This is a genomic window from Methylobacterium sp. P3_A11 (assembly GCF_056403155.1).
In genome coordinates this window covers 1-20,999 of sequence record NZ_JBFUGA010000099.1, presented here as the reverse complement: position 1 = coordinate 20,999, position 20,999 = coordinate 1, and the positions used below count along the sequence as shown (strand labels likewise).

The 20,999-nt window shown below is 63.0% G+C and carries 24 protein-coding genes and 2 pseudogenes; 8 read left to right on the top strand and 18 right to left on the bottom strand.

Annotated features, from left to right (window positions below; genetic code table 11):
* Together AC1DXK_RS24430 and AC1DXK_RS24425 are read left to right on the top strand one after the other, a co-directional pair.
* Positions 1 to 206 (top strand): IS3 family transposase (locus tag AC1DXK_RS24430; protein ID WP_477299357.1); only part of this gene is annotated, 206 nt, incomplete at its 5' end.
* 18 nt (positions 207 to 224) lie between these two features.
* On the top strand, positions 225 to 716 hold the full coding sequence (locus tag AC1DXK_RS24425; protein WP_477299360.1) for a 5-formyltetrahydrofolate cyclo-ligase: 492 nt from the start codon (positions 225 to 227) through the stop codon (positions 714 to 716).
* A 36-nt stretch (positions 717 to 752) separates the two neighbouring features.
* Here the strand turns inward: AC1DXK_RS24425 and AC1DXK_RS24420 are convergent.
* A pseudogene (locus tag AC1DXK_RS24420) lies at positions 753 to 1,439 on the bottom strand (IS3 family transposase); the annotation flags it as partial.
* 296 nt (positions 1,440 to 1,735) lie between these two features.
* Here AC1DXK_RS24420 and AC1DXK_RS24415 point away from each other — a divergent pair.
* Positions 1,736 to 2,527, top strand: a complete 792-nt coding sequence (locus AC1DXK_RS24415; RefSeq protein ID WP_457108085.1) for a DUF2189 domain-containing protein — start codon at positions 1,736 to 1,738, stop codon at positions 2,525 to 2,527.
* 16 nt (positions 2,528 to 2,543) lie between these two features.
* Here the strand turns inward: AC1DXK_RS24415 and AC1DXK_RS24410 are convergent, their stop codons facing one another.
* From AC1DXK_RS24410 to AC1DXK_RS24345, 14 genes and pseudogenes are all read right to left on the bottom strand, one after another.
* Positions 2,544 to 2,990, bottom strand: a complete 447-nt coding sequence (locus tag AC1DXK_RS24410) for a hypothetical protein (RefSeq protein ID WP_457108084.1) — start codon at positions 2,988 to 2,990, stop codon at positions 2,544 to 2,546.
* An 84-nt stretch (positions 2,991 to 3,074) separates the two neighbouring features.
* Positions 3,075 to 3,827, bottom strand: coding sequence for a transposase (locus AC1DXK_RS24405; protein WP_457108083.1), 753 nt, complete (start codon positions 3,825 to 3,827; stop codon positions 3,075 to 3,077).
* An 82-nt stretch (positions 3,828 to 3,909) separates the two neighbouring features.
* Positions 3,910 to 4,710, bottom strand: a complete 801-nt coding sequence (gene istB / locus AC1DXK_RS24400) for an IS21-like element helper ATPase IstB (protein ID WP_457108107.1) — start codon at positions 4,708 to 4,710, stop codon at positions 3,910 to 3,912.
* Positions 4,693 to 6,084: pseudogene (gene istA, locus AC1DXK_RS24395) on the bottom strand (IS21 family transposase); the annotation flags it as partial. The pseudogene istA and the gene istB, both read right to left, overlap by 18 nt.
* A 100-nt stretch (positions 6,085 to 6,184) precedes the next feature.
* Positions 6,185 to 6,307: a hypothetical protein gene (locus AC1DXK_RS24390; RefSeq protein ID WP_477299356.1), complete on the bottom strand. Its 123-nt coding sequence runs from the start codon at positions 6,305 to 6,307 to the stop codon at positions 6,185 to 6,187.
* A 186-nt stretch (positions 6,308 to 6,493) separates the two neighbouring features.
* On the bottom strand, positions 6,494 to 6,739 hold the full coding sequence (locus AC1DXK_RS24385) for a hypothetical protein (protein ID WP_477299355.1): 246 nt from the start codon (positions 6,737 to 6,739) through the stop codon (positions 6,494 to 6,496).
* A 60-nt stretch (positions 6,740 to 6,799) separates the two neighbouring features.
* A complete protein-coding gene (locus tag AC1DXK_RS24380) occupies positions 6,800 to 7,402 on the bottom strand; it encodes a hypothetical protein (protein WP_477299354.1) in 603 nt (200 codons plus the stop codon).
* 240 nt (positions 7,403 to 7,642) lie between these two features.
* Positions 7,643 to 8,005 carry a phasin family protein gene (locus AC1DXK_RS24375; protein WP_477299353.1) on the bottom strand — a complete coding sequence of 121 codons (363 nt, stop codon included), beginning with the start codon at positions 8,003 to 8,005 and terminating at the stop codon, positions 7,643 to 7,645.
* Positions 8,006 to 8,307: 302 nt separating this feature from the next.
* Positions 8,308 to 8,952, bottom strand: coding sequence for a DsbA family oxidoreductase (locus tag AC1DXK_RS24370; protein WP_477299352.1), 645 nt, complete (start codon positions 8,950 to 8,952; stop codon positions 8,308 to 8,310).
* 59 nt (positions 8,953 to 9,011) lie between these two features.
* Entirely contained in the window at positions 9,012 to 9,218 is a 207-nt protein-coding gene (locus tag AC1DXK_RS24365; RefSeq protein WP_477299351.1) for a DUF6494 family protein, read from the bottom strand.
* Between the two features lie 221 nt (positions 9,219 to 9,439).
* Entirely contained in the window at positions 9,440 to 10,864 is a 1,425-nt protein-coding gene (locus AC1DXK_RS24360) for a site-specific DNA-methyltransferase (RefSeq protein WP_477299350.1), read from the bottom strand.
* A 67-nt stretch (positions 10,865 to 10,931) separates the two neighbouring features.
* Positions 10,932 to 12,059, bottom strand: a complete 1,128-nt coding sequence (locus tag AC1DXK_RS24355; RefSeq protein WP_477299349.1) for a hypothetical protein — start codon at positions 12,057 to 12,059, stop codon at positions 10,932 to 10,934.
* Complete coding sequence (locus tag AC1DXK_RS24350; protein ID WP_477299348.1) at positions 12,059 to 12,439, bottom strand: DUF5681 domain-containing protein; 381 nt, start codon at positions 12,437 to 12,439, stop codon at positions 12,059 to 12,061. Before AC1DXK_RS24350 ends, AC1DXK_RS24355 begins: the two co-directional genes overlap by 1 nt.
* A complete protein-coding gene (locus tag AC1DXK_RS24345) occupies positions 12,429 to 13,244 on the bottom strand; it encodes a hypothetical protein (RefSeq protein ID WP_477299347.1) in 816 nt (271 codons plus the stop codon). The genes AC1DXK_RS24350 and AC1DXK_RS24345 overlap by 11 nt, the downstream gene beginning before the upstream one ends.
* Positions 13,245 to 13,652: 408 nt before the next feature.
* On the opposite strand from AC1DXK_RS24345, the gene AC1DXK_RS24340 reads away from it, so the two are divergent.
* Positions 13,653 to 15,347, top strand: a complete 1,695-nt coding sequence (locus tag AC1DXK_RS24340; protein ID WP_477299346.1) for a DUF6538 domain-containing protein — start codon at positions 13,653 to 13,655, stop codon at positions 15,345 to 15,347.
* 289 nt (positions 15,348 to 15,636) lie between these two features.
* A complete protein-coding gene (locus AC1DXK_RS24335; protein ID WP_477299345.1) occupies positions 15,637 to 16,197 on the top strand; it encodes a hypothetical protein in 561 nt (186 codons plus the stop codon).
* Positions 16,198 to 16,431: 234 nt separating this feature from the next.
* On the opposite strand, the gene AC1DXK_RS24330 is transcribed toward AC1DXK_RS24335, so the two are convergent.
* The 3 genes from AC1DXK_RS24330 to AC1DXK_RS24320 are packed head-to-tail and all read right to left on the bottom strand — an operon-like array spanning position 16,432 to position 17,916.
* Positions 16,432 to 17,436: a hypothetical protein gene (locus AC1DXK_RS24330; protein WP_477299344.1), complete on the bottom strand. Its 1,005-nt coding sequence runs from the start codon at positions 17,434 to 17,436 to the stop codon at positions 16,432 to 16,434.
* Positions 17,437 to 17,439: 3 nt separating this feature from the next.
* The gene (locus AC1DXK_RS24325; protein ID WP_477299343.1) at positions 17,440 to 17,664 is read right to left on the bottom strand and encodes a helix-turn-helix transcriptional regulator; all 225 of its coding nucleotides are present in this window, start codon (positions 17,662 to 17,664) and stop codon (positions 17,440 to 17,442) included.
* Positions 17,665 to 17,712: 48 nt separating this feature from the next.
* Positions 17,713 to 17,916, bottom strand: coding sequence for a helix-turn-helix transcriptional regulator (locus AC1DXK_RS24320; protein ID WP_477299359.1), 204 nt, complete (start codon positions 17,914 to 17,916; stop codon positions 17,713 to 17,715).
* A 615-nt stretch (positions 17,917 to 18,531) separates the two neighbouring features.
* Here AC1DXK_RS24320 and AC1DXK_RS24315 point away from each other — a divergent pair.
* The 3 genes from AC1DXK_RS24315 to AC1DXK_RS24305 all read left to right on the top strand — a co-directional run.
* Positions 18,532 to 19,596, top strand: a complete 1,065-nt coding sequence (locus AC1DXK_RS24315; protein WP_477299342.1) for a class I SAM-dependent methyltransferase — start codon at positions 18,532 to 18,534, stop codon at positions 19,594 to 19,596.
* 401 nt (positions 19,597 to 19,997) lie between these two features.
* Positions 19,998 to 20,810, top strand: coding sequence for a hypothetical protein (locus tag AC1DXK_RS24310; RefSeq protein WP_477299341.1), 813 nt, complete (start codon positions 19,998 to 20,000; stop codon positions 20,808 to 20,810).
* A gap of 28 nt (positions 20,811 to 20,838) precedes the next feature.
* The coding region (locus tag AC1DXK_RS24305) for a transposase (RefSeq protein ID WP_477299358.1) at positions 20,839 to 20,999 on the top strand (161 nt) is incomplete at its 3' end.

The window sequence follows — 20,999 nt, the reverse complement described above, 5'->3', positions numbered from 1 at the left end:
GGACAGGATGCTGCTACGACAATGCCCCAATGGAGAGCTTCTTCCACACTCTCAAGGTCGAGCTCGTTCATCAGCGGCGATGGGCAACCCGAGATGAGGCGCGACGCGACCTGTTCGCTTACATCGAGGGCTACTACAATCGGCAACGCATCCATTCGGCGCTCGGCTATCTCACGCCCGAGCAGGCCGAGCAAAACGCGAGCTAAACTCCCCGTGTCCGCGAAATCAGGGGAGGATCAGAGGATCGGTCCGCCTGGAGCGAGCGGATCAGCCGGGCACTGGAATCGGCTCTTGAGCCGTATGCCGGCAGACTGATCGGGTTCTACTGGCCGTTCCGGGGCGAGTACGATCCGAGAGGGGTTCTCACCGCGATGCGAGAGCGCGGCTCGCACCTTGCTCTGCCGGTGATCGTCGAACGCGGGCAGCCGCTCGTCTTCCGCGCGTGGTCTCCCGGCAGCCTGATGGTGCAGGGCACTTGGAAGATCCCGATGCCCGAGTCGGGGGATGCGGTCGTCCCAGACCTACTTGTGGTGCCGCTGGTCGGGTTTGATCGGCAGGGCTACCGGCTCGGCTATGGCGGTGGCTTCTATGATCGGACGATTGCCGCGATGCCCGAGACGCCACGCACCATCGGTGTCGGCTTCGAACTCGGGCGCCTGGAAACGATCTACCCGCAGCCACACGACATTCCGCTGGAGCGGATCATCACGGAGTGAACCGCCCCGGGTTTGTCGCAGGCTGATTGGCTTGGGTCAGGCGGCCAAGGCTTGCACCTCGGCCTGAGCATAGTAGTGCGCTTCCGCCTCGGCGGGAGGCACATTGCCGATGGGTTCAAGCAGCCTGCAGTGATTTAACCCATCGACCCATTCGAGCGTGGCGTACTCGACCGCCTCGTATGAGCGCCACGGTCCGCGCCGATAGATCACCTCGGCCTTGAACAGGCCGATGATCGTCTCGGCGAGATCATTGTCGTAGGAATCGCCGACGCTGCCGACAGAGGGCTCAATGCCCGCCTCGGCGAGGCGCTCGGTGTAGCGAGTGCTCACGTATTGCGACCCGCGGTCGGAATGGCAGACGAGGCCGCTGCCGGCGAAGGGGCGGCGCTCGTGCGGGGCCTCCTCCAGAGCATCGAGCACGAAGTCAGGCCGGGCCGAGCGCGATACACGCCAGCCGACAATCCGGCGGGCGAAGACGTCGATCACGAAGGCCGCGTAGACGAAGCCACTCCAGGTCGCGACGTATGTAAAATCCGCCACCCACAGTCTGTTCGGGTACGCGGCCTTGAACTGCCGGTTGACCCGGTCGCGCGGGCAGGCCGCCGGATCTGGAACGGTGGTGCGTATCTTACGCCCGCGCACCACCCCGGCCAAGCCCATCGTCCGCATCAGCCGCGCGACCGTACACCGGGCGACGACGATCCTCTCGCGGGCGAGTTGCCGAGATGGGAAATCCAGAGAGGGCACGTGAGGTCGTGGATAATAACCGGCTGAAAAATGGCGTGGCGCAAAAGGGAGAACGGCAGGGGCGAAACAAAAGTTTCCGGGAGAATCGCAAAGCTTCAGCAGGCAAGTGTGCGACCGAGAGCGGCCTGCGGCGCCGAGTAAGAATTCACGAGACGGGAGCGAATTATAGTAGTATAAATTAGCGATCGCGCACGAAAGCTTGACGGCGGTCGCGAGTTCCGTCCTGACCAAGTAACGTCGCGATTTGAGTCGTCCATTTGGAGGGCCGTGCGATGGAAGCACTTCATAGTGGGTCTCCAGATCAAGCAGTCGCACGCCCACATGTGCGCTCGCTCAGTCTCCGAGACCTCAAGGATGTCCTGGTGAAGGGAGTCGAGGATTTTGCTGCGATGCCGACGCACGCTCTGTTCCTCATCGCCATCTACCCCGTCGCAGGAATTATCATCGCGGCGGTGGCCTTCGAGAACGACCTTATCCCAATCCTTTTTCCGCTGGCGTCGGGCTTCGCCCTACTCGGTCCGTTCGCGGCAATCGGGCTTTATGAGATGAGCCGCCGGCGGGAACAGGGCCTCGACCTGCCCTGGGTCCACGCCTACGCGCCACTCACCGGCCAATCGGCTTGGGCGATTATGATTGTCGGCTTCGTCCTAATGCTGCTCTTCGTCTGTTGGCTGATTGCCGCGATGGGACTGTATTGGACCCTCTACGGTGATGCGCGCCAAGTTTCAGTCCTCGACTTCCTGCAAGAGGTGCTCACGACGCCGAGAGGCTGGGCGCTCATCGTGGTCGGGAACCTTGTGGGTGCCGCCTTCTCACTGATCGCACTGGCGGTCAGTGCCGTGTCCTTCCCGCTGATCATCGACCGCGGCGCGGGTGCCGCAGAGGCGATCGATACCTCCGTCACCCTCGTCCGGGAAAACCCACGGACGATGGCCGTTTGGGGCCTCATAGTCGCGGGTCTGCTGGTCCTAGGAATGCTGCCGCTCTTCGTCGGGCTCGCGCTGGTTCTGCCAATCCTTGGTCACGCGACGTGGCACCTCTATCGGCGAGCCGTTCTGCCCTAAGCTTGACTTTGGCCATTCATGCGGCGTGGCAGAGGGCATAGGCCCAGGGCGCGGGCAAGCGGAAGCGGGGTTTTGTTCGGGCGCGTCGGCGCGGTGATGTTGCCAAAGTCCGCTCGCGCCAGATCGCATAGCGCACGGCGGCCAGAGCATCGGCGAAAGTCGGGCGCGGTTTGGGGTACCACGCGGCGGCCGCGATCCGTTGCCGTTGGCGGACTGGGAGCCGTGCAGCCAGCAGCGTGACGATCGAGAACAGGGCGAGCAGGCAGGGCGTGGTGCGGGCGATGGCCTTGTCCGACCACTGCCGCTGCGTCTCCATCCCGAGGTGAGCACGCGCCTCTTGGAAGGTGACCTCGACACTCCAGCGCTGCACGAACCAGGACACGATTTGCACCGGCTCGCGGTCGAGATCTGTGCAGAGCAGAGCCTGCGGTGCGAAGCGGCTCTCGGGATCGCGCACCAGCACCCAGCGGATCGGCACGACCGGCAGACCGCCGTGCCGCCACACTGCGGTCCCGGAGGCGATCTCAAGGGTGCGCTCGCCCGCCCCTTACCAGCCGGGCACCACGACCGCGTGCCAGCGCGTGTCCTTGGTCGCGAGGGTCGCGGCGAGCGTCGGCAGCCGAGCGCCCTTGGTCCGCGGGCGCCCGATCGTGCCCGGCGGCCGTGGCGGGGCCGGCTTGTAGAGCGCAGCATCCAGCCGTAGGCGGGTGATGGCCGTGATGCCACCGCGGCGCATGGCGTCGAGGAACAGCAGTGCGGACAAACCGCTGTCGCCGACTAGGACAAGGTCGCGTCCGCGCAGCCAGCGGCGGACCTGAAAGGTGAGTTGGCGTCCGACGTCGAGCAACGGCTTGTGCCGACGGCCCCGTTCGCGACAGGCGCGCTCGGACGGCACCAGCGCGGTCAGGAACGGCAACGCCCAGACGCGCCCCGCCCAGGGGATCGGGGCGAGCAACATCAGGCTCATCCAGCGCAGCCCGCTCGCCTTGACGAAGTGGCTGTCGGAGGAACGAACCGGATCACGGTAGATGCCTTTCGCCGCGATCCGCTTGCCGCGACGGCGCTCGATCGTGTCGTCCAGTCCCAGGACCACGGGGCCGCGTTGCGCGAACGTGTCGACGAGGAGTCCGAGCAGGACGCGGCTGCCGCTGCGCGGGCACCATGCCGCGCGGTTGAGGATGCGGTGGACGTTCACAAACCGCCGCTCCTGCGCGCGGCCGATGATGCGCAGGACACTTGTCACCGTGCGCTGCCCCGGCTGTAAAGGGCGGACCAATTCCAGGCCGCCGTGGCGGAGCAAAACCAGGCCACTGGCAACGTGCAGCCTGAACGAAGAAGGGGCCTGGTCGGGCCCCTTCTTCGTTCGTCGCCGATCGTAAGGGTCAGGCCGGCGGGATCTCGCCCGTCTCGGGATCGTGAGGATCGGCGCTAGCCTGGTTTTGCTCCGCCCCATCGACCCGGTCGCGCCGGCGGCGGGAAGTTTTGAGGCGGTAGCTGTCGCCGTTCAGACTCAGGATGCTGACGTGGTGGGTCAGCCGGTCGAGCAGCGCGCCGGTCAGCCGCTCCGAGCCCAGAACTGACGTCCAGTCCTCAAACGGGAGGTTCGAGGTCACCACGGTCGAGCCACGCTCGTAGCGCTGCGAGAAGACCTCAAACAGCAACTCCGCTCCCGTCGACGACAGCGGCACGTAGCCGAGTTCGTCGACGATCAGGAGCTTCACCGCGGCCAGCTCACGCTGAAGCCGGAGCAAGCGACGCTCGTCGCGCGCCTCCAGGAGCTGGTTGACCAGCGAGGCCGCGGTGGTGAACGTGACCGGGAAGCCCTTCTGGCAAGCCGCCAAGCCGAGAGCCAAGGCGATGTGGGTCTTGCCGGTGCCCGAGTTGCCAAGTGCGATCACGTTCTCCCGGCCGAGGATGTAGCCACAGCGGGCCAGCTCCAGCACGAGCATCTTGTTCAGGCTCGGGATCGCGGCGAAGTCGAAAGTGTCGAGGCTCTTGACCGCCGGGAAGCGCGCCGCCCGGATCCGGCGCTCGACCATGCGCCGCTCACGGTCGATCAGCTCCAGCTCGACCAGCCGCAACAGGTAGTGCGGGTGGTCGAGGCCGCCCTGGGCGCACTCCCGGGCAACCTTGTCGTACTCGCGCAGTACCGTGGGTAGCTTGAGCTGCTCGAGTCGGGCCAGCGCGATCAGCTTGACCGCATCGAAGCCGATCGCCCCGAGCCGGATCGCCTCCGTGACGGCTGCGGCCACCACGGCCTGGGGCATCGCCTCCATCAGGCGCAGCACCTGGATGAACTCGCGCTTGCCCCGGTTGCCCATGCGCGCCTCCAGCAGGTGGCGCAGGTGCTGGAATGCCTCGGGCAGATCCCAGCCCTGGAGGGCCGCCGCTTGGTCGAGGGCGTTCGGCTTGGTCTCGATCAGCGCGAGGTAGTGCAGCGGATCGGACACGAACACGCCGGTGCCGTAGCTGCGTTCGTGCCGGGCGATCTCGATCCCGCCGCACAGGATCACGACCTCGTCGACGAAGCCCTTCACCAGGACGTCCCGGAAGCCGTAGGCGGTGGGCACCGAGTAGTCGTTGCCGTGGTAGCGCACCAGCGCGGTCGAGGAGACACGACCAGCCCGCTTCTCGCACGGCTCCAGCGGCACCGCCGGCAGGGCGCGCAGGACCGCACGGTCGGCCACGAGCCGCGTACCGATGAGCTCGGCATACCGACCGGCACACTCATCCTGCCGGACTCGGCAGCGTCGCTCCAGATCAGCGTTCAGCGCCTCGAACGAAGCTGCCTCCGGAGCCGGGGTCATGAAGTTGGAGCGAGCGAACTTGACCAGCCCTTCGACCTTGCCCTTGTCGTTGCCCCTGCCCGGACGGCCGAAGCGGTCGCGGAACAGGTAGTGGCTCACCAACTCGGTGAAGGCGCGCGTGCGCTCGCGCTGCCCGTCACCGCAGATCTTGGCGACCGCGATCTTCGTGTTGTCGTACAGGATCGACAACGGCACGCCCGTGAAGAAGGCGAAGGCGGCGACGTGCCCGTCGAGGAACGCCTCGGTGGTCTCCCGCGGATACGCCTTCACGAAGCAGGCGTCGGAGTGCGGCAGGTCCATGCAGAAGAAATGGATCTTGCGACGCACGCCGCCGATCGTGGCCACCGCCTCGCCGAAGTCGACCTGCGCATGGCCTGGCGGATGGGCGAGCGGCACGAAGGTCTCTCGCCCCTGCGACCGGCAGATCCGCACGTGGTCCTTCACCACCGTGTAGCCGCCGGCATAGCCGTGCTCGTCGCACAGACGCTCGAAGATCCGTTTGGCCGTGTGCCGCTGCTTGACTGGTGCCGTTCGGTCCGCCTCCAGGATTGCCGTGATCACCGGCAGAAGAGGCCCAAGCTTCGGCTTCTCGACCGGCTTCGAGCGCGTATAGCCCGGCGGCAGAGAGAACCGGCACATCTTGGCGATTGTCTCTCGGCTCAGCCCAAATACGCGAGCCGCCTCACGCCGAGAGTTGCCCTCGGTAAACACGAACTGCCGAACGGCCGCGTAGACTTCCACGGCGAACATCCCCGGCTCCTCTCGAAAGAGAAGCTTCTCCACTGCCCGGCTTTTACACCGCCCGCATCAGCACGACGCCGACGCTCCAGTGGATGGTTTTGTCACCGCCCTACACACCCGGCGTGAGGATCGCGCCGACCAGCAGGTTCTGGGCGTGTCGCCACGAGCGGTGGACGAACAGCGGTGCGAACGCCAGGATGATCGCGGCGAAGCGGGTGGGCAGTGAGAGCATGGCGGTGTCTCTTGGCGGGGACGCCACCAGCCTATCCGTCACGCCCGCTTCGTCACCTCACACCCTCGATCACCCGTCCGATTGGCCAAAGTCGAGCTTAGATTTCCGTCTGAACCGCCGGAACGTGCAGGAGATCGTAGCGCCTAAGCCGGGCCACTGAGCGCCTCTGCTCTGAGCCGCTCGACGTCAAGCTGCTGTAAGCTGCTTCGAGTTGGCGGCCACGTGCTCACGCAGGCGGCTGATCACCGTCCCGGCTGAGCCGCCCCGCATTAGCGTGTCGTTGGCCTCCGTCGCGGCCAGAACCTTCTCGCCCGTCATCAGGTGCGCTTCGGCCTGAGCCGCGGCTCCGCCCCAGGCCAACTTGACCAGCCGCAGTTCGATGACCTTCTGAGCCTCGAGACCGAGAAGGGCGGCCGTGAAGAACGGGAACATTCAGCTCACCCAGGCTGCAGTGAGGGGGGGGCAGGTCACCATCACCTTCTGCTCGAAGCTTTACGCGCGGGCGTTCGGCTGAATTCCTGAGGCGGTCAGCAGCTGACGGCCCGGTGCGGCCAACGCCTCGCCGAAGCGAACAGCTGCCCCAAACACGCGCGTCATCTCGCAGGTCTGAAGATCGAAAACCTGAGAGGGCGACCGCGCACGGCTCAGAGCCTGCAGATAAGCAAGCGCGGCCTCGCTCTCGGTGCGGGCATAAACCCAGGCCGTCACATTCATCTGAAACACGGTTTGCGTGAAGTTCGGCGAAGCCGGCCACAACGTGTGGCTCTCAGGACGATCCTGTGGTGAATCGGCAGGTCGAAGCTGGTGCTCGCGTAAGCTCGCAGGCTTTGTACTCACTGGTAGCGGCTGATCCGCATCTTCAACTGCGGATTGCCCAAAACTGTTGATGTCGCTCATCACGCCAGGCGCCTGGGCCGAGAGGAGCCCTGATTGGGCATCCTCACCGCTGGCAGCCTCATCGCGGGCAACCTCCGGAGCGATTGTCGGTACGATTTCAGCGGCGCCAAATGAGGGCAGCTCGAGAGCAGTGGCAGAGGTCGTCTCGAGCAGATCGGTCTTCAAATCGACCGGGGCTTCGTGGTGGATGGAGTCCAAGGCCTCGAGTAGGACTGGAGCTTCGGCTGGGTGTGTTGCCGAATCTTCGGCCCTCGGAATCACAGGTATACCGGGTGACGTGAGCGGCTCACTGTTCACGCTCGGCTGCACGGCGCCAGGAACTGCTTCCTTCATCGACACCGAAGTCTGACCGCTACGCCGACGCACCATCACGCTACTCCCCAAGTCACAGAGGTCCCCTGCGCCTCAGTCGGAGGTGCAGGGGGCGGCCACGCCGGATCAGGCCGCCTTGGCAGACCGGGCCACGCTGGCGAGTTCCTTGGTCTGGCTCTGCAGAGCAGCGAACTGCGTGCGGACGTAGTCGGACTGGAGCTGCAGCGCGTCCTGCAGGCTGTTGGCGCGCACCAGCTTCTGCGCGAGATCGAAGGTGCTGGCGAGGTTCTGCTCGAACATCTCGATACCGCGGACGTAAGCGACGCTGGCGGGCAGCTCCGCCGTCTTGGTCTGCGCCTGCGCGCTCTGGGTGACCTTGCGCGCATTTTGCACGAAGGCGATGAGCGCAGCGCGCGCCTGCTCGACGTTCTTCTCGGCGAAGTCGCGCGACTCGGCCGGGATTTCGAAGCTCGGCTGGGTAGTGTTCATGATGCCCCTCAAACTCAACATTCACGCCGAATCAGTTTGTGCGGCGCGCCGAATACATGCCGCAATGCACAATCAGTGTCCAGACAGCCGAATTCCTAGGCTCAAGTTCGCTGTCACGCCCACCGGTCGGCATGAGAGGATGTCGTGTGATCCAGAGTGCGATTTCGACGCCGATCGGCGCGCTGAGTGCCTGAACCGGATGGGGGCGGGGGCGTCCTTTTTGCGGAGCTGACTCACTTTCGGGTCAGGATCTCGGTCACCAGACGTTGTATCTCAAGCGATCAGCGCGGCCGACGCTCAATTTACGCGTTCTGGCGTTGCCGGATTAGCGCGACCCACTGCTTAGCTGATTGGGCACCGGAGACGGCCCACTGACGATCGACGATGAAGAAAGGCACGCCGCCGACCTGCATCTCTGCCGCTTGTGCCTCGACGCTCACGATGAGCGAGCGCAGCTCTTCGCTCTCTAGAGCTGTCAGCGTCACCTGCCGATCAAGACCCACCCCCTCGGCAACGTCCAGGAGGACCGCCGCATCGCCGACATCGCGGCCTTCCTCGAAGTAGGCGCGGAACAGCGCCTCCACGAGTGCGTCTCCCCTGCCGTGCTGCCGGGCGGCCGCGATCAGCATGTGGGCCTTCCGCGTGTTGGGCGTGGACTGCATGCGGCCAAACGCAAAGCTGATACCCTCCCGGCCGCCGAGCTCGGTCATCTGGGCGTCAAGCTCTGCGCTACGCTCAGCGCCGAACTTCTGTGCGCGGTAGATGGAGCGCTCGATACCTTCGGCCGGCATGTCGGGGTTGAGCTCGAAGGGCAGCCACTCGACCGTGGTGGTCTCGCGAAGCCCAAGCTGATGAAGCGCATGTTCAAGCCGGCGCTTGCCGAGAAAGCACCAGGGACAGATCACGTCCGAGAAGACGGAGACTGTGAGAGCCATCATCCGCTCCATCGCATGCTCGACATGCAGGTCCTAGCCGCAATACTCAGCGCATCGCTCAAACGGTGATGTCAGCTCGTTGTGTCGTCGCCAAGGGAGATCGTCCGCTCGATGACGTGCTCGAGCGGCGCGTTCTCGGCCGTGAGCGTCATGCGCAATTTCAGCGTGTCGCCCTTCACCTGGCCATCGCGAGCCACGCGCTCGATCTCGCGCTGGGAAGTGACGCCGACCTCTTTAAGAAACTTGCGTAGCTCGAGGTTGAAGCGGTCATCATCCATGGCGCTCCTCCGCGTAGTGTGATCACCGACAACGCTTCGGGTTGGCAATAGGCACCCGGTCTCTGACTTCTATGCGAAGTCGGTACAACACGGTCCAAGCCCAAGAGCTATGCAGCGGCAGCGTCCGCTTACGGGACACGGCCACGGTCAGCTGAATGGCCGGGATGGGCGCAATGCGGCAGGTCTGCTTTTCGTTTGCGGCCGAACCTTCGCTTGTGAAGCTAATCGGAAATTGTGCAGCTTGCGTCGCTATCCGCCAGTGATGCTTGAGGCCCCTCGACCTCCCGGACGGCGCGCTTGCCTGTTACCGCCTCGTAGCGGGCGATGATCAAGTCGACATAGCGCGGGTCCAGCTCGACCCCGTAGCAGCGCCGACCAATCTGCTCGGCCGCAATCAGCGTCGAGCCAGAACCGAGAAACGGGTCGAGAACCACCTCATCCCGCTCGGTGAGATCGAGCACTGCATCGGCCAGCAGCGCGACCGGCTTAACCGTCGGATGATGCTGCAGACCTTTGCGCGCGTCTGAACCGAGCGAGGAGGCGCCCGGATATGTCCACAGGTTCGAGCGCCAACGACCTCCTCGGCCGAGACCCACGTTGTTGACGTGCGCCGTCGTGCCCTTCTTGAACAGCGGCAACAGCTCATGCTGCGAGCGGTACAGGCTGCCCATCCCAGCGTTCGTCTTCGCCCACACGATCAGGTTCAGGGCCGTAAGCTCCAACTCGGCGGCGGCCCTCTGGACCACGTGCACGCCGCGCCGGTCGATGAAGGTGCCAAACACCGCGCCGTCGACGAGGTGGGGCAGCGCCGCGGCCATCCACGACCGGTTGAAGGCTAAGAACTCCGCCTCGCTCATCTCGCCGCTGGCCATGGCGAACTCGCGGTGGTCGCCCCCCGTCACGTGCCCGCCGATCCGCACGTTGTAGGGTTCGTCCGTGAGCAGGAGACGAGCCCGCTCGGCGCCCATGAGCTTGGCAAGCACGGCGGGATCTCGAGCATCTCCGCAGATGATCCGGTGACGACCGAGCACGAACACGTCACCGGGCTGCGCCACCGGCGCATCGGAGGACGGCGTCAAAGAACCCGGCTCGATGGGGGCGGGCTCTTCGTCCAGGAGAACCTGGTCGATCTCGCAGTCCGTAAAGCCAGTGATCTCTAGCGCGCCGGCCTCCAGGGCGAGTTCCTCGAACTCGAGCTTGAGTTCCTCCAGATCCCAGCTGCCGCGCTCCTGCAAGCGATTGAGTGACAGCCGCAGGGTGCGTTGCTCGCTCGGGCTCAGGTGGTCTGCAACGATGCAAGAGATGGACGTCAGTCCCAGGAGCTTGGCCGCCTCGACGCGGATCACGCCGTCGAGGATCCTGTTCTGCGCGTCGATCAGCACCGGGTCGCAGAAGCCATGCGCGCGGATGGCTGCGGCCACGCGCTGAACTTGGGCAGGATCGTACTTGCGCACGGCTCGGCTCGGCGCCGTCAGGGCGTCGGGTGCGCGCTCGACCGACGTCAGGCGCGGCGTCAGGTCGTTGCGGGCGCGTCCCTCTGCAGGGTTCGGCCGATCCAGGTTGAGCCGACGCTGGCGGCTCTTTCCGCGCAGAGCGCCAACCAGGGGTTCGGAGGCGTCCAAGATCTCTCGCCGTGTGCGGGCCATGGCCGCCGCTCCTTCTGTGCACGTCATCACCGGTCGATCGTGCGACCAGTCATCCTTCGTCGATCAGTCAGCCCGATGGTGCTGCCTGCTCGCCGTCGCCGTGCTCCTGGCAGCGCTCCCTGTCGGCTTGCGCATCGACCACGAGCCGCTTCTGTTGGATGCGCGCGGACGCCTCCCATTCCTCGTCGCTGTACGGCAATGAGCCGGATGCGTAGGGCGGCCGCGGACCTGTGCCGAAGACTTCGAACAGGATGTAACGGCTCTCGCGAACCTTGAAGAAGCCGCCCGCACCAAGCCCCATCTCGGGCCGCCAATCAGCTGGTCGTGGAGCCTGGTAGAAACCCACACGCTGAAGGCCCGGTGGCCGTAGCGGCCGCTGCAGGTACTGGGCCGAGAAGTTGTAGGCCTCGATCTCGCGCAAGATCTCGATCAACTGTCCCGTGCTCTCACGGTGCGGCTGAAGCGGCTCACCCTTCCGTCGCACCACTGCGCGCCGGCGGTGTAGAGGCCATTCCTCATCGTGGAGGGCGACGGCCGGCAACACGATCTTGGACCATCCATCGTGCTGGCAGACGTGGCCCGTGAGGTCATCCGAGTGCAGGCGCTGCATCACCAGGATGATCACGCCGTTCGCCTTATCATTGAGGCGCGGGATGACCTCAGCATCATACCAAGCGTTGACGAACTCGCGCGCGGGATCGTCCTGCGCCGAGTGCGACGCGAGTGGGTCGTCGATCACGATGAGGTCGGCACCGCGCCCGACCAGGCTCTGGCCGACGACGGCGTAGAAGATGCCGCCGCCGTGCGGCAGGATGATCTCGCCTGGAACCTCCGTCACCTGCAGGTGCGGAAACAAGGCGCGACAGCGCGGATTGCGCATCAGGGCAGCCGTCCTGAGCTGCAGGTCGCGAGCCAGCGCCCGGGAGCCGGCGACCACCATGATCTTGAGCGTCGGATCGTGGCCGAGGGCGAAGACCACCGCCGCTAAAGCGCAGTGCGACTTGAGGCTGCGCGGCGGGGCGTTGAGGATCAGGCGGCGGGTGCCGCGATCGAGGCAGCCTTGGAGCGCGTCGGCCATGACGTCGACGTGCCAACACCTGCCGAGCTCTTGCCGAGGCAGCAACTCGTGGAAGGCGAGCTTGGTGAAGGAAGGCAGATCGGCGCGGTACATCTGCTCGTAGATCGAGCGCGGCATCACTCATCCTCCGGTTTGTCGACGCCGGGTAGAGCGAGCGTGGCAGCCAGCTCGGCGAAGATCGCGCCGTCGTAGGCCTTGGCTGCGAACGGATCAGGCTTGACGCTCTCGCGCATGTGCTTGAGCAACATCTCCTGGGCGCGGACTTTGCCGTTCAGCGCGTCGAAAAAGAGCTTCATCACGACGGCCTGGCGCCCCGGCACTTTGACCTTTCGGCCTCCAGAGTTGACGACGACTTTCGCGTCGAGCTGCTGGTCGAGCAGCGCCTCAAAGCTCTTCGATCGCGCTCGGCGCCCAGTCGGGTTGCCGGACACACCCTTTTTGAACTGATGCTTGCGCGGCGGCTTACCGTAGCCGACCTCATCATCGTCATCTGTCATTGCTGCGATCCCGGACACGCAACTGGGGCATGACCTCACCCCAGTTGCTCGGCGGCTCAGATAGGGGTGGCTGCGCCGGCTCGGACGGAGACGACCGCGATGGCTGATGCCCGCGGTTGCGCGGTTGCGTCACTTGCATCAGTTCGACGATGCGGACCGCCAACTCTGCCAACTCGACCACGAAGAGGCTGAACAGGCCGTCGCGCAGCTCAGTCGCGAGAAGAACTTCGAGCTCCCTCGGGCCTTCGAGCACCTTGCGATCGTAGAGCCGTTCCCCGACGGCGATTGATCCGCCGAGATGCTCTGCACCACGTGGGGTCACCTCGACGCAGCGGAGGACGAGGTAGATCTTCAGCGCGTCCAACTTCTCGCACAGAGAGGTTTCAGGCGTCTCTGACGCTGGCTGAGTCGCGTTCGAGCGTCCAAACGTTTGACGAGCGTGATTGGCTTTGTCGAAAATGCCCTTCAGATCGCCTTGGATCTGCGCGATGAAATCGACGGCTTCGCCCTGCTTTGCGCCGAACCGGACGAGTTCGAGCGCCACGGCGAGGGTGAACACGCGAAATGGCGCGTACTGAACCTCGTGCCCTGTTCCGAGCGGTAACTGATCATAGAACGCCAGGCCGAAGAGAGGCAGCAGCTCTGGATTAGCACGAGCCCACTTTAGGTCGATCTCCAGCAGACGCTTGATGCGGGTGATGAAGAACGAGGGCACGTCAGCTTCGAGGCGGTCGCGCGCGCTGTGTGATGCTCCGTACGTCAGAGCAAATAAGATTTGCACGGCCTGCTGACGTTTCGCGAACACAGCGATCCCCCACAGCTATCTTCAGCTCACCCTTACATAAACCCCGACCGAGGTTTCTGACAAGGGCGGTAATTTGGCTTTTGGAGGCGCTAAGTATTTCACTGCAGAGCGCAGCAAATTCGCTGCTAAGTGATCTAAATTCCCTGCTCTGACACGCAGGGATCCTTGCTCGTAAGTATCGAAAAGTAAGCTCGAAATTCGGGGTTCGCCACTATCAAAACGGTCGAAACACAGCAGATTTCCCTACGAGCAGGGAAAATAGCGGTAGAGACGGGTTCGCGAAGGACTGGGTCCACCGCCATTTTAGCTGTAAGCCGCTCTTGCAGCTGCCGATTTTTCCAGACGCCTCTGCCCATCCGCCTTCCTGGTACAAAATGCTGGGACAGAGGGACCGCCCACGTGCGCTCCATGCCGCGACTCGTCAGGCGCGACGGCGTCTTCTATTTTCGCATGGCCGTACCGAAGCCGCTCGTGCCAGCCCCGCGCCGGACGGAGGTGAAAACAACCCTTCGAACGGGTGACCTCTCGCTCGCCAAGACACGGGCACGACGGTTGAGCGAGGCCTGCGATGCGCTGTTCCGGGAGTTGAAGCGTATGCCTGAGCTGACCCAGGAGGAGATCGACTGCCGCCTCCGGGCCTATATGCAGGAGAGCCTGAATAAGGGACTGGAGCTAGCGCGCTTCATGCCAGGTGATACGGTCGACACCAACGCGGAGGTGATTGGCCTGCGCGACGACATAAAGCGGCTCCGCCAGCAACTCGCCTCGCAGTCCTTCAAGGAAGACGTAGTTGCGACGGCGAAGCGACTGCTCTCTCAGCCTCCCTCTGGCTCCGAACATCTCCCACTGAGCGCCATCCAGCATGCGAGCGAGGGGGTTGCTCGTGCGAGGATCGAGAACGCCCGCATCCTCGCCGCACGTTTGGAAGGCCGGTACGACGAAGCTGCGCTTCGAGACCCTCTCTTTGAGGGCCTCAGGATCGACACTCTCCCGCCCGAGCCCGGCGAGACACCGGTTGCGCCAAACCCCACCCTGACATTCCAGATGCTGGGGGACCGCTACCTCAACCACGCAGAGAAGACGGCCGTCCAGCAAAAGACGCTAGGCGACATCGCGCGCTCACTCCGCCTAGCTTATGCGGTGATTGGCGCTGACAAGCCCGCTGCCAGCATCACTACGGCCGACGTGGCATTGCTGGCGGAGGTCATTGGCACTGTCCCGCCAAACTTCACAAAACTCGGGGCCCAAACGTCCATCGTTGAGGCGGCAGCTGCCAATGCGGCCGGCCCGAGACTGGAACCCGCGACTCAAGAGAAGCTGTTTCGCCTCACCAAAGCTGCGCTGAAATGGGCGGCGGGGATGGAGCTGATCCCGAAACAGCCGGGCCTTAACGTGAAACTGCCCGCCGCCAAGAAGGTCAGCAAGAAGGATTCGAGGCATCCCTACTCGGCGGCGCAACTGACAGCGATTTTTGCCTCGCCGGCGTTCGTCGGTCATCGCACTCCGAGTCGTCGGACGGAGCCAGGGAACGTGCTCATTCGCGACGGTAAATTCTGGATACCTTGGATCGGCCTGTACTCAGGCATGCGCCTCGGGGAAATTGTCCAGCTTCTCAAATCCGACGTCAAGCAGGAGGCTGGCGTATGGTATTTTGACGTATCGAAGGGCGAGAACGAACAGAAGCATATCAAAACGGCTGCGAGCGTCCGAAGAGTGCCAATCCACCAAGCTTTGATCGATGCAGGCTTACTGACGCACGCGGCCAACGCGAAGCAGGGCAAACGCATTTTTGAAGATGTGAGCTTCGGCCTTGATGGGTACCCTTCTGCAAATTTTACGAAACACTGGGGTCGGTACGGCCGCGAAATCGGCTTTTGGACGAAAAAGACGACCTTTCACAGCTTCCGCCACAACTTCATCCAGGCGCTCAAGGAGGCTGGCGTCCCCAAGGACATTCGGATTGAGATCGTGGGGCATGAAAGTGAGGACGCCCACGATAACTGTGGCAAGAGCTTATCAATGACGAAGCTGAAGGAGGCGGTCGACAGAGCAGCGTATCCTGTCATTCCGCACGGCAAGAAAACGGCTCGTCAAGAAAGTTGACGGATCATCGAACCACCTTCGTACACCATAAGCGCGCCGCTGCATTCGGCCTGCATCGATTCTCTCAGACCGAGCCGGTATGGCGATCAAGATCCCTCTAATGAGCCTAAAACCCGAGAGCGTGTTACGCATCAACGCTAAGCCATTGACCAGCGACGAACCTTCCGAGCAAAACCCAAGCGGACTGATGAGCGATTACAGGCATTTGAGCCTGAGTCCGTAACACGCTCTAGGCGATCAAGGCAGGCAGCTCTCAAAGCAACAGCCCTAATCAGATCAGGATGCAAGAATGCACATTTCGACCTTGATCCGAGCAGCCCTCCTCACATCTGCTGCACTCGGCGGAGCCGAAGCGGCCGAGCTAAGTTTCTCTGGCACCGTCTCGTCTGGAAGTTCCGCGGGTCTTATAAGCAACGGGGCAAAGGACTATGCATATGATGGCAACACGAAAAATCTGTCGGCGCTATTAAAGGCTTGCCCGCTCACGATGGGAGAAATCATAACCTGTAAAGTGCGCTTTAGGGAACAAAATGGGACCGTAACGGAGATTTTATCAGCCAAAGGCCATTCCTTCGGCGGCAAGACCGTGAATAAACCTGGAAACGTGGYTGATGCGTTTGTATGTGATCGAGCGGAGGCGGTTGGCTACGACCAGAAAGTCGGATGCCAGCATTTTGACTCGCTTACCATTCAAGTGCTTGCGACGAAAGGTGCGGTGACAAAACTGCGCTGGAACGGACAGGAAAAATACACCCTGACGCAGCGCACATTGGTCAACTGCAACGGCACCTCAATATCAGTCGCTTCGTTCCTTGGTCGCAGCTTTCCACCCGAGATAAAAAGCTGCTAATGTACAAGCTGCAAAAATTGCCAGCGACCACGTGGCGAGCATGGCAGCATTCCTCAACAACAGCCCCTCAATGTGAGGCGCATTGCGTCAACATATGACGAAAGAGGCTGCCCGGGCTGCTGCCTATCCGTCGAAACATGACGCTTTTTGCCCACCTCAAAAGTTTGCACTGGGTTGTGAGCCGTACTTGGCAGCGGGCGTCAAGCGTCAGATCTCGACCACTACTTTTGCTGTCTATGCATAAATCTGATGCGGAGGGTGCATTGCCGATGCCTTCTCAGACACCGCCCGAGCTAAGGTTTCGTGGCTCACGCCCGCTCGATTAAGACTATCGAGCACGCTCCAAAATTGGAATTCGTAGAATGCCAATTCCTGTGGCCCACATTCCTTGAAAGCCGAAAGGAAGCCTACAATATATTGGAGCTGATCGACAGCTATTCCTATGCCGCGCGGAATGTCGCGGCAGCTTGGGCGGAACAGGTAATTGCCGAGCTTGGTGTCTAACCGATCACATTCCGAGCAAAAATCGTGGAAGTTGCCCTCTGTCGGCGAAATGCGAACGAGATTGCCGTCGAGGTACAAGCAGTGCCCCAGGAAGTCGAACCCATCGGCAGCGTGGGTGCGAAAGACCTCCCTCGGCGTAAAATGCCCACCCGGGAGTTGCTCGATAGCGGCCGACAGCTTGGAGATCGCCTTCCCGAGCAGCGCGCCTGAGGACGCGAGAACGAGGAAGTTATCGAAGAAATTCACCATGTCCACGTCGGCCATCGTTGACCAGGCGAGGTTTGATACGGTGATCATAGCGATGATCGGCGAGCAGCCGGAGCCGGTCGAGAGTCCCGAGTGGGCCTCCTGGTTGAGGTTGGGTAGGAGAGAGTGAGGGACCTTGTTCAGCCCTCCCTTTTTCCATTCCGCCTCGTAGCGCCGTGAGAACACGGCGTGCTTCACCACCGCCTTCGGCAACTCAACGGCCTCAGGCAGGGTGAACTCGTTCAGCAGCCGGTCCTCTTCGAAGCTGCCGTAGAAATTGTGGCTCAGGAGCGCAGTTGGGTCAGTTGTCAACCAGTTCAGGTGCTCGCGTTGCTGCTGGATGTTGGTCGTAGCAATTGCGGCTCCCAGGCCGTCGAGCCGCCCTCGAGTTTCCTTGTGAGCGGCATCGATCCGCGCCCGTGCCTTTTTCACCTGCGAAGACGTCATGGCATGCTTCATCAGAATGCCGCCGACATGCGCGACCTCCATGACTCAGACCTCCTGAATCGGCAGATTGCGGATGTCCTCGACCCGGTAACAAAGCCGTCGCCCACGCCGTGATCGCCCCGGCATGATCCCGGACGCCTCCCGACGACGGATCGTGCGGACGCTGACAGCGAGAAGTGCGGCTACCTGCTCAATGGTGAGCCACTCCAGATTCATGGACCGCTGTTTTGCCATCTCGATCATGCGGACCGCTTCGGCATCAAGTTCCATGACTCAGTCCTCCGTCGCGTGTCACAGCTTCGTGCAATTAATGGGAAATCAGAGGCCCTGAGACCGGCGAGAGGGGTACTCAGACGTGCTGCGGAAGAGCCGGCCTGATAGCCACTCATCGAGGTCCGAACGGTCGTAGATGACGCGGCGTGCGCCCACCTTCGAAAAGGCAGGCCCCCCACCGTAGCAGCGCAGCTTAGCCAATGTGGATTGAGCAAGGCAGAGGTACGCGGCGGCCTCATCTGCTCGCATTTTTTTCGACTCGGTGCTCATCGCTTGTCTCCGCCATGTCCGGGCATCTCCAGAAACATAGAGACCAGTTGCGGAACGAGACAATCGAGAAAACGAACAGTGGTATAGCCGGCAGTCCAGCTCATCATGTCGGACGAAGGTGAGCGATCTTTCTGTGCTCGCATATCATGTCACACTTCCGTGCAATTCCTTTCACTGGGGAAGCCCCTTCGCGGACCACGGCCTTAGAGTACCGATTTCGCCCTATCCTTTTCGCAACGCCACTCTGACTCCCGTTCGCCCCCTGGATGAGCGACTGCTCAGGGTGGAGGATGTGTGAAAACGCGGAGACCGTAGAAGGACCTCCTCTCGAATGCTTCGGGCAGCGCCCGAACAGACGCCCAAATGGCATCCCAGCTCCTATTCAGGATGCCCCCATAGCTCTCACATAGAAGATTTTTCTAAAATTTCGGAAGGCCTCCGCGTTTTCACACGGCCTCGGTGGAAAGCGGACGCACGGCCTCCTCCATTCGGGGGGCGCGCAAGGGATCCGCTTCTGGTTCGGTCGGGCCGAACCAGCGACCGCGTCAAACCCGGTCGAGCGCGGCGTCGGTCAGACGCAGGCAGGAGGCGGCGATGCCCGAAGTTGACGCAGACACGCTCAACGCGCTCGTGGGCAAGATGCTTGGCGATCTCGGTGGCGCCTTCAGCGTGCCGACCGTGCGGATCGGCTTCCGAATGGGCCTGTTCGAGGCGCTGCACCAACACGGCCCGTCGAACAGCACCGAACTAGCGGAGCGCTGCGGGCTCGCCGAGCGCTACGTGCGCGAGTGGGCGCTCGCCCAGGCGGCCAATGGCTACGTGACCCACGATGCAGTGGAGGATCGCTTCAGCCTGAGCGCGGAGCAGGCCATGGTCTTCGCACTCAAGGACAGCCCGGTCTACCTCGAAGGCGCCTTCGATCTGGCCGCCGCCATGGTCGACGCCCAGCCCAAGGTCGAAGCGGCCTTCCAGAGCGGCGGTGGCGTGGCGTGGGGGGAGAGCGCGGGGTGCTTGTTCTGCGCGGTCGGCGCCTTCTTCCGGCCGGGCTACGTCAACAGCATCGTCCCCGCGTGGCTTCCGGCGCTGGACGGCATCCTGCCGCGGCTTGCGGCTGGCGCGCGCGTGGCCGACATCGGCTGCGGGGTCGGCTTCTCGACGCTGCTGATGGCCGATGCGTTCCCCAACAGCACCTTCACCGGCTACGACTTCCACCCGCCCTCAATCGCGCAGGCGAATGCGCACGCTGCGGCCCATGGCTTGAGCGAGCGTGTGACCTTCAAGGCGGTCGCGGCGAAGGAGATCGAGGACACCGCTTTCGATCTCGTCACCATGTTCGATTGCCTGCACGACATGGGTGATCCCCGGGGCTGCGCAGCGCATGTGCACGGGCTGCTCAAGCCTGACGGCGCCTGGATGCTGGTCGAGCCAGCTGCCGCGGACCGGGCCGGAGACAACGTCGGCAACCCCGTCAGCCGTCTCTACTACAACGCCTCCACCATGATCTGCGTGCCAACGTCGCTCGCTCAGGAGGTTGGCGAGGCGCTCGGCGCTCAGGCAGGCGAGACAAGGCTGACCGCTCTCATGCAAGAGGCGGGCTTTCGCCGGGTGCGTCGAGCGGCGACAGGCCCCTTCAACATGGTGCTGGAAGCACGTCCCTGAGAAAGCAGTTTGCGTCCGCTGTAGGTCGAGAGCGCCCCCTCAAATGGTTCCCGGCATGAGATTTTGCTTCATGGCGATCAGACCATCTCTGGCAGGGTTCCAGCCCTTTGTCTCTGAGGGACGCGAAGGACGAGCAGGGATAGCCGAGGGACATCCGGCGGGAACAGAGCTGCATCACGGGTTCAACCCCCGTTGAGATCGGGTACCAAGTAGTTCCGTGCGACCAGCCGGAATTCCGGAACGGAATCGAATTCGAGCAGCAAATGAAGCTGCTTCGACGGCCGATTTCTGGCGGAAATTCCCGCCGAAATTCCCGGAAATTCCTTTCCTCAAGCTCGGTCCTGTCTACGATCATACCTGGGACACATGCCTTTCGCTCTCCCCCGATCAAGGAGGAGATCATGAACAGCGAAGTGATCCTGCAACAAGCTCGCGAACAGCTCGCGGAAATAGTCCGGGGGCCCCACACCGAGACACCCGTTGAACCCTCGTTCCCGATGTCCCCCTGGCTCGCAATGAGCCTGCTACAAAAAGCCATCAGGAGGGGACGGACGGACCTCGCCCTCATAGCTGCAGCAACTCTCCTGCGGGATGCTCCAGACCGCCTCTGGCGCCGTATCGGCATCGTCGCGTTCGAAGACATTGGCGTCGCCGATCTGGAGACACTCCAGCTCGCGATGGCGGCCACCTCGAGCAAAGCGTTCCGGGCAAAGCTCGGAGGCGAGTGGGCCGTTGCCTGCACGATCGTCGTCCGGATGTCGATGGCGGCGAAATGCCGAGCCGCTGATGACTTGGTTATGGTGGTCCAGCATCACTCAAGCCTGCGCGAGGCTCGGCAGGATTTGGCCGAGCTTCCCACACGAGACCTCATCGCAATCGCGACGGGTCGGGATCTCCTACCTCTACGGGCGCTGGCAACATGGCTAGCAGTCGGGACGGTACGCTGCCCGTCAGACCACCTGCCACGACGACCCGGTGAACCCGATGTCGTCCTCGACGCCTTCTGCGATGCCGGCATCCCGGACACGGCGGTCGAGACCGCCCGGGAAGGACTGCGGCGAACAGGGCAAATCCTGTGTCCCTTCGTCTCTCTGCTTACCCCGTTGCTGCTTGGCGAGACTGCGCGGGTCATCAATGACCCCTTGCCGCCGGAGGCCACCATCGAGGGGACTCCGAGCTGTGTGCAGTCCCGCGGTGTGGTGGCATCAATTTAGCTGTAACCGCCGCACACCGGGAGGCGTTATGGGACAGGTTCTTCACGGCTGCGCCACGACCACGCACGCGGTCAGAGCAACGCTACAGCGATCGAAAGCTCCGCTCAAAGATCTTGCCGCCCAGCATGGACTGAACCCCAAGACAGTCGCGAAGTGGCGTAAGCGAGCCTTCGTGCATCTTCGTGCATG

Excerpts from the sequence above, each read along its gene's own strand:
- AC1DXK_RS24415 (WP_457108085.1), top strand. The coding sequence starts at position 1,736 with ATGGAAGCACTTCATAGTGGGTCTCCAGATCAAGCAGTCGCACGCCCA.
- AC1DXK_RS24390 (WP_477299356.1), bottom strand. The coding sequence starts at position 6,307 with ATGCTCTCACTGCCCACCCGCTTCGCCGCGATCATCCTGGCGTTCGCA.
- AC1DXK_RS24385 (WP_477299355.1), bottom strand. The coding sequence starts at position 6,739 with ATGTTCCCGTTCTTCACGGCCGCCCTTCTCGGTCTCGAGGCTCAGAAG.
- AC1DXK_RS24375 (WP_477299353.1), bottom strand. The coding sequence starts at position 8,005 with ATGAACACTACCCAGCCGAGCTTCGAAATCCCGGCCGAGTCGCGCGAC.
- AC1DXK_RS24370 (WP_477299352.1), bottom strand. The coding sequence starts at position 8,952 with ATGGAGCGGATGATGGCTCTCACAGTCTCCGTCTTCTCGGACGTGATC.
- AC1DXK_RS24365 (WP_477299351.1), bottom strand. The coding sequence starts at position 9,218 with ATGGATGATGACCGCTTCAACCTCGAGCTACGCAAGTTTCTTAAAGAG.
- AC1DXK_RS24360 (WP_477299350.1), bottom strand. The coding sequence starts at position 10,864 with ATGGCCCGCACACGGCGAGAGATCTTGGACGCCTCCGAACCCCTGGTT.
- AC1DXK_RS24355 (WP_477299349.1), bottom strand. The coding sequence starts at position 12,059 with ATGCCGCGCTCGATCTACGAGCAGATGTACCGCGCCGATCTGCCTTCC.
- AC1DXK_RS24350 (WP_477299348.1), bottom strand. The coding sequence starts at position 12,439 with ATGACAGATGACGATGATGAGGTCGGCTACGGTAAGCCGCCGCGCAAG.
- AC1DXK_RS24340 (WP_477299346.1), top strand. The coding sequence starts at position 13,653 with ATGCCGCGACTCGTCAGGCGCGACGGCGTCTTCTATTTTCGCATGGCC.
- AC1DXK_RS24330 (WP_477299344.1), bottom strand. The coding sequence starts at position 17,436 with ATGGAGGTCGCGCATGTCGGCGGCATTCTGATGAAGCATGCCATGACG.
- AC1DXK_RS24325 (WP_477299343.1), bottom strand. The coding sequence starts at position 17,664 with ATGGAACTTGATGCCGAAGCGGTCCGCATGATCGAGATGGCAAAACAG.
- AC1DXK_RS24320 (WP_477299359.1), bottom strand. The coding sequence starts at position 17,916 with ATGCGAGCAGATGAGGCCGCCGCGTACCTCTGCCTTGCTCAATCCACA.
- AC1DXK_RS24315 (WP_477299342.1), top strand. The coding sequence starts at position 18,532 with ATGCCCGAAGTTGACGCAGACACGCTCAACGCGCTCGTGGGCAAGATG.
- AC1DXK_RS24310 (WP_477299341.1), top strand. The coding sequence starts at position 19,998 with ATGAACAGCGAAGTGATCCTGCAACAAGCTCGCGAACAGCTCGCGGAA.